This window comes from Pedobacter sp. UYP1 (assembly GCF_040547305.1).
Lineage (GTDB): Bacteria > Bacteroidota > Bacteroidia > Sphingobacteriales > Sphingobacteriaceae > Pedobacter.
The window spans coordinates 112,721-120,110 of sequence record NZ_JBEPPL010000010.1; the positions used below are offsets into that span (position 1 = coordinate 112,721).

A 7,390-nucleotide genomic window follows, 5' to 3' on the forward strand; every position below is an offset into this window, starting at 1 on the left:
TATGGAATTGATTAGCAAGAGTAAAAAATTCGTGAAAACGGGAGAGGTATCACTGCTGAATACAGCGATACCGGCTATAGCAGTTAAAGATTTTAGTCACCATGATTTGCTGGCCACACTGATCAAAGCAAATGTGGCTTCCAGTGCCGGCAATCTTCAGGCGGGCAATAAATTCCATATTCTGGAAACTGGAAATGTCAACCAGGAGATCGGTAATTTATTAAGTGACTATACCGATCAGGTAAGCTTATGGACTGTGACTAATCAGCAGCAAACAGGCATTTACGATATCGTAGTCAGTACTTTAGTTAAAAGCGTTGCGAGTGAAGAATTGCTGGCACACCTGAAACCCAGCTTAAAAGAAAATGGGTTACTCGTTTTAGAAGTTACGGCAGGTCATCCTGATATTTTGGTTTTTCTATCGGAAGCAGGTTACGAGCAAATGATGATTTACCCACTGGATCATGGCGGACATGTGATTTTAGCAAAAAGCAATGGGCTGATCGAAGTGCTGAGAGAAGCGACTCTGGCTACATTGCCAGTTGTTAAGGCTTCAACTTTGGCCGCATTGGCATCCTCAGCTAGCGATAGCGAAGATAACGGATGGTTAATGGCAAAACTGGTGACTATTGCTGCTGCAACGATTGCATTGCCTGAAGAAGAATTTGAGGTCACTACACAATTTAAAGACTATGGTTTTGATTCCATTATAGGTATTGAACTGATCAATGCTTTAAATGCAGAACTGAACCTGACTTTAAAAGCGACTGATTTATACAGCTATCCAAATATTACACTGCTGAATGCTTATTTGCAAAAGAATTTTGCTGAGGTGTTAAGACCTCCTGTTCAGCAGGTGGAAGTGGTCGTTCCTATCCTGATTGCTGAAAAGGAAATCAAGGTTAATCAAACGGATTTTACGCCTGAATCTTCCGCAGAAATTGCCATTATCGGGATTAGCGGGCAGTTTGGTACAGCGAATGATCTGGATGCCTACTGGGAAGTATTAAAAGCAGGCCGGAGTTTAATCACCCCGGTTAGTGCGGAGAAATGGAGTGAAGACGAAAATAGTTCCGGACAAACGCGCTGGGCAAGTTGTTTAACTGATGCTGCTTGTTTTGATCCTTTGTTCTTTAAGCTCTCAGGCGCTGAAGCAGAGATGATGGATCCGATGCAAAGGTTATTCTTAGAACATAGCTGGAAAGCTATCGAAGATGCAGGAATTAACGCGGATCAGCTTTCTGAGGTAAAATGCGGTGTTTATGCCGGAGCCGGACAAAGTGATTATGCGGCTGCAACTGAAGGAACTTTACCTTCTGCGCTTTGGGGTAATTCCAGTGCAATACTGGCTTCGCGGATATCTTATTTCCTGAATTTAAAAGGGCCTGCTATTGCGATCAATACTGCATGTTCCAGCTCACTGGTTGCTATAGACCTGGGCTTTAATAGTCTGCAAAGGGGCGATACTGATCTGGTACTTGCTGGTGGCGTGAATATTATTAATTCTGCCCAGGCTTATACAATGGCGGTAAGGGCAGGGATGTTATCTGCAGATGGCCGCTGTTATACTTTTGACAACAGGGCAAATGGTTTTGTGATGGGCGAGGGAGTTGGCGTTATCGTCCTTAAAAGACTCGCCGATGCAGAGCGGGACAATGACCGGATTTATGGCGTGATCAAAGGGAGCTTAACCAATCAGGATGGCACAACCAACGGAATAACTGCACCAAGTGTATTGTCACAACAGGAACTGGAAAAAGAAGTTTATAACCGGTTTAACATCAACCCCGAGACCATCAGTTATGTAGAAGCACATGGAACAGGTACGAGCCTGGGTGATCCAATAGAGTTTGAAGCTTTAACAGCATCCTTCAGGTCTTATACTGCTAAAAATAACTTCTGTGCTTTAGGAAGTGTAAAAACTAATATTGGACATGCACTGGAGGCCGCAGGAATTGCCAGCGTACTGAAAGTTGTACTGGCACTCAAGCATCAGCAATTACCCCCAACTATCAATTATAAACAGCATAACCCATTGATCAATTTTGAAGGTAGCCCGTTCAGGATACAAGATCAGCTTACTGCATGGGGCACTCCTGAAAATACACGGAGAAGGGCAGCGGTAAGTAGTTTTGGTTTTAGTGGAACGAATGCCCATATGGTGATTGAGGAATATATTCCCGTGCAAAAAAATGGCGTTCAAAATACAGGGGAAGTCCTGGTTTTATTATCTGCTAAAAACAAAGAGCAACTGCTTTTGCAAGCTGAACAATTGATAGAACATATTCAAAACGAACCAGCTATAAGCTTATACAATATTGCTTATACTCTGCAGACTGGCCGGTCTGTAATGGAAGAACGGCTTGCTGTTCCAGCCAGAACTATGAACGAACTCCTGGCGCGTCTTATGGATTTTACCGAAGGAAAAACTGGTCAGTATTACCATGAAAATATCAGGAAACACAAGAAGTCAGTAGCAGGTGAAATTAATGAAAGGACTAATATTCAGAACGCTATAGCTAACAAGTTATGGGATACTTTAGCTGTTTACTGGGTTAAAGGATTCCGGGTAGCATGGAATATTTTTTATCAGGATAGTAAACCCGATAAGATTACGTTACCGCATTACCCATTTTTCCGGGAACGTTTCTGGTTAAAATCAAAGCAAGGCACAGCAACATCAAATGTTGTTTTACATCCTTTATTACACATGAATAATTCGACGCTTAACAAGCAGCAGTTTAGCAGCCGGTTCACTGGCACGGAATTGTTTTTAAGGGATCACAAAGTTCTTGGAGATCAGGTTTTACCTGGAGTTGCGTATTTGGAAATGGCCAGGGCGGCGGGGGCATATGCAACAGAAGCAACCATTACTCAATTTAAAGAAGTGAATTGGTTACAGCCTGTTAAAGTTAACGCATCGCCGGTTGAGGTTCATTTGAATCTTCAGGCTAAAGGTGATGAGGTTATTTATGAAATCTACACCAGCGGAGAAGAAAAGCAGTTATATGGTCAGGGTGTTTTAAGCACTTTATCTTTACCCACACCAGTAACAAGAGATCTTCATGAATTGCGTAGCAGTTTAACGCCCATTGGAAATGGTTTTTCAGAAAAGGGTGGTTTTTCAGACAAGGGTGGTTTTTCAGACAAGGGTGGTTTTTCAGAAAAGGGTGGTTTTTCAGACAAGGGTGGTTTTTCAGACAAGGGTGGTTCTTCAGACAAGAATGGTTATCAGCAGGGAGCAGATTATTATGCAATATTCCGTTCGATAGGACTTGACTACGGAAAAACCTTTCAGGGGATTCAGCAGATTTATTATAGTGAAGAAGCGGCTTTGTCCAGCCTGTCTCTGGCAGCAGAAACTGGTTTCTGCTTATCTGCCGGAATGATGGATGGTGCCTTGCAAACCTGTATGGCAATGAGTCTTTTAACGCAAAATCAGCAGTTAATGCTTCCTTTTAGTGTAAGAGAAATTAATATTTATCAGCCTTTGCCTGAAGAAATCTGGTGTTATGCCAGAAAAAACAGTTCAGGTAAATCGGCCAGTAGTTATGAAATAGAGTTATTAAACGGAGCAGGTGAAGTGCTGATCAGTTTTACTGAATTGGTGGTTTTACCTTTAGAAGTTGATCGGGTTAAGCCTGCTTTGCATCATAATCAGGCCGTTGAGGTATCGGATGGCCTAAATTTATATACGCATAGCTGGCAGGCGGAGGTTATAGTGCAAAAAGAACTGGAGCTATCGAATACAGTTCCATTGGTTTTTCTGGCAGGAGGATCGGCATTGCTGGCAGAAAAGCTGGAAGAAAGATTGGAATGTGAGGTGAGATTAATCAGCGAAAATACACCTGAAGGAGTTTTTGTCCAGGTTTTGGAAGAATTCCAGCAAAGAAAACTGGCTAAAACTGTGGTCCAGTTTGTTTATGCGATCACTGATGAACTGGATTACAGCTTTATTTCGGGGATGTTAAAGACTGCAGTGCAGGAAAGTTCATTGCTACTAGGGAAGACGATTGGTGTAGAAAGTTTGTCAGTCAATGAACTGAGTTCGCTGAGCGAGATTTTATTGGCAGAGCAAGCGAATCCGGCAGCAGAAGTACGTTATCAAAACGGACAAAGGGAAGTGAAAGAATTGCAGGCTTTATCGGGAATTCAAGACCTGTCTAAGCGTACTGAATCCTCCGAAGCTGTTGAATTAAGTACTGGTATTAAAGAAAACGGAGTATACCTGATTACTGGTGGTGCTGGTGGTTTAGGATTAATTTTCGCTGCTTATCTGAATAAAGTAACCGGAACGAAAGTTATCCTTGCGGGTAGAAGTTTATTGGGGGTTACACAACAGGAGGTCATAAAGACAATGTCTCATGTAGTTTATGAACGTTGTGATATGACCCATATCGAAGAAGTTAAGGCTTTGGTAGGTAAAATCAAGAATCAATATGGACACTTGAATGGTATTGTCCATAGTGCCGGAGTGACCAGGGACAGTTTGCTGCAGCATAAAACAGCAGTTGAAGTCCGGGACGTATTTTCAGCTAAAGTTAATGGGGCTAAAAACATAGATGAGGCTACTAAACAGGAGCAGCTTGACTTTATGATTTATTGTTCTTCGCTGGCCGGAGTTTTTGGAAATACCGGACAATCAGATTATGCTGCTGCCAATGCATGGCTTGATCATTTTGCTGATTACCGCGAACAGAAACGTAATCAGGGCAAAAGAACAGGAAAAACACTAAGTATCAACTGGCCGCTTTGGAAAGAAGGCGGGATGCAAATCAGCGCAGAGCAGGAAAAATATATGGCCCATCATTTTGGCTTAATGCCCATGCCAACAGTTGATGGTCTTCGGGCTTTAGAACAATTGTTAAACCATACGGTAAAACAGGGAACTGTTATTTATGGTAATCCTGACAAATTAGGACTGCCACGTAGCCCGTATATAATACAGGAATTGTCTTTAACTGCTAAAACGCCTTCGTCTGCGACACTTTATTCTACAACACCTTTAACTTCAACAATACTTGAAAAACCTGCTTTAGTGGCTATAGCAGATGATAATTTACGGGTAGCGGCAACAGTTTATCTGGGTGGGCTACTGGCTGGGGCATTAAAAATACCGGTAGCCAGGTTACAACCAGATCTACCTTTTGAACAGTTTGGGATTGATTCTACAATAGTCATCAGGCTAACTAATCTTTTAGAAGAAAGCCTCGGTAAAGTATCCAGAACAGTGTTTTTCGAATGTCAGACCCTCGATGAACTCGTTTCTCATTTCTTAGTTACGCACCGTGATGTATTGTCTGCTTTAACAGGTATTGCACATGCAGTTGCAACTCCTTTAACGAGTGAAGCAACTTTTTTAACGGTCGAAGCTATTCCTGTGGCTGTTTCAACTCCTTTTATCCCTGTAACACTGACTAACCTGGTTCCTGAACAAATAATCAGAACGGAAGGCCGGGGTGGAAAAGAACCGCAATTAGCTAATGATGTAGCCATTATTGGTGTTAGCGGCAGGTATCCGGGGGCTAAAAACCTGAATGAGTTTTGGGAAAACTTAAAAGCAGGAAAGGACAGCATTACAGAAATACCAGATAGCAGATGGAAAATCAGTGATTTTTATGATGCGGTAAAAGGTAAAAATGGGAAGACCTACAGTAAGTGGGGAGGTTTTATGGATGATGTTGATCTTTTTGACCCATTATTCTTCAATATCTCTCCGAGAGAGGCTGAAATCATGGATCCTCAGGAAAGACTGTTTTTACAAACAGTATGGGAAACAATGGAAGATGCAGGTTATACCAGGGCCAGGTTACAAGGGAAAACAGAGGAAATATCTGGTCTTGCTGGTCAGGTTGGCGTTTATGTCGGTGTGATGTACGAAGAATACCAGTTATTCGGGCCACAAGAGACTGCTAATGGTAATCCTACTGCTTTGCTGGGAAACCCCAGCAGCATCGCTAACAGGATCTCTTATTTTTTCAATTTCCACGGGCCAAGTATGGCGGTAGATACCATGTGCTCTTCTTCTTTAACGGCTATACATCTAGCTTGTAAAGACTTACAATCCGGAGAAATAGAAATGGCAGTAGCAGGCGGGGTAAACTTAAGCCTGCATCAGAATAAATTCCTGATTTTAAGCGAAGGAGGTTTTGCTTCCAGTAAAGGACGTTGTGAAAGCTTTGGGGAGGGTGGTGAGGGGTATGTGCCCGGCGAAGGAGTGGGCGCAGTATTGCTGAAGCCGCTGAGCCGCGCGATCGCTGATGGTGACCGTATTTATGGGGTCATCAAAGGTACAGCGGTAAACCATGGAGGTAAAACTAATGGATATACGGTGCCAAATCCAAAAGCACAAACTGCGGTTGTGAAGACCGCAATGAAAAGAGCAGGTGTAAAAGCAGAAGATTTCAGCTATATCGAAGCCCATGGTACAGGGACAAGTCTGGGAGATCCAATAGAACTGACGGGTTTGAAAAATGCATTTGAATCTGCTGAGAAGCAGTTCTGCAGTATTGGCTCCGTTAAATCCAATATCGGACATTGTGAATCGGCAGCCGGGATATCAGGCCTGACTAAAGTATTGCTGCAAATGCAACATCGTCAGCTGGTACCTTCCTTGCATTCTGCCACCTTGAACCCAAATATAGATTTTGAAAATAGTCCATTTAAAGTGCAGCAAGAGCTGGAAGAATGGCCTGCGGTGAATCAGAAAGCCCGTTTGGCAGGAATCAGCAGCTTTGGCGCAGGAGGCAGTAATGCACATATTATCATTGAGGAATATGTTGCTCCTGAACCTGAGCATTATAGCGCTGCAGGGCCAGCGCTCATTTTATTATCGGCAAAAGATGCCAGCAGACTTAAAGATCAGGTTATTAATCTTAAAAATCTGGTTCAAGAACGTCCTGAACTCAGCCTGCATGCTATCGCTTATACTTTACAGACCGGAAGAGAAGTGATGGAGGAGAGACTTGCATTTTTAGCTGCAGACAGGGCTGAATTACTTCGAAAGCTTACCAATTACCTGGAAAATAAAATGCAGGATTTACTGATTGGCAATACCCGTAAGGATGATCCGGGTTTTTTACTGGAAGGAAAAGCCGGTAAAGCTTATCTGGAAAGTGCTATCCTGGAAAGGGAAAGCCATTCTTTAATTCAGTTGTGGATCAAAGGGGTGGCCATCGACTGGAATTTGTTGTATCCAGACAAAAAACCAGCAAAAATCAGCTTACCTGCTTACCCTTTTGCCAGAGAACGTTACTGGTTTCAGCAGCAGGAAAAAACGGCTGTAAAGCACAGCAATCAACTTCATCCTTTAGTACACACTGCGGATGAAAAACAATTACATCCTCTTTTACATACTTACAAAGCAGAATTAACATTTTAATTGACATCT

At 42.7% G+C, this 7,390-nt stretch carries 1 protein-coding gene; it reads left to right on the forward strand.

What is annotated here, in order from left to right:
• Window position 1: 1 nt before the first annotated feature.
• Window positions 2-7,381, forward strand: a complete 7,380-nt coding sequence (locus ABIB30_RS18540; protein WP_354304539.1) for an SDR family NAD(P)-dependent oxidoreductase — start codon at window positions 2-4, stop codon at window positions 7,379-7,381.
• Window positions 7,382-7,390: the final 9 nt, after the last annotated feature.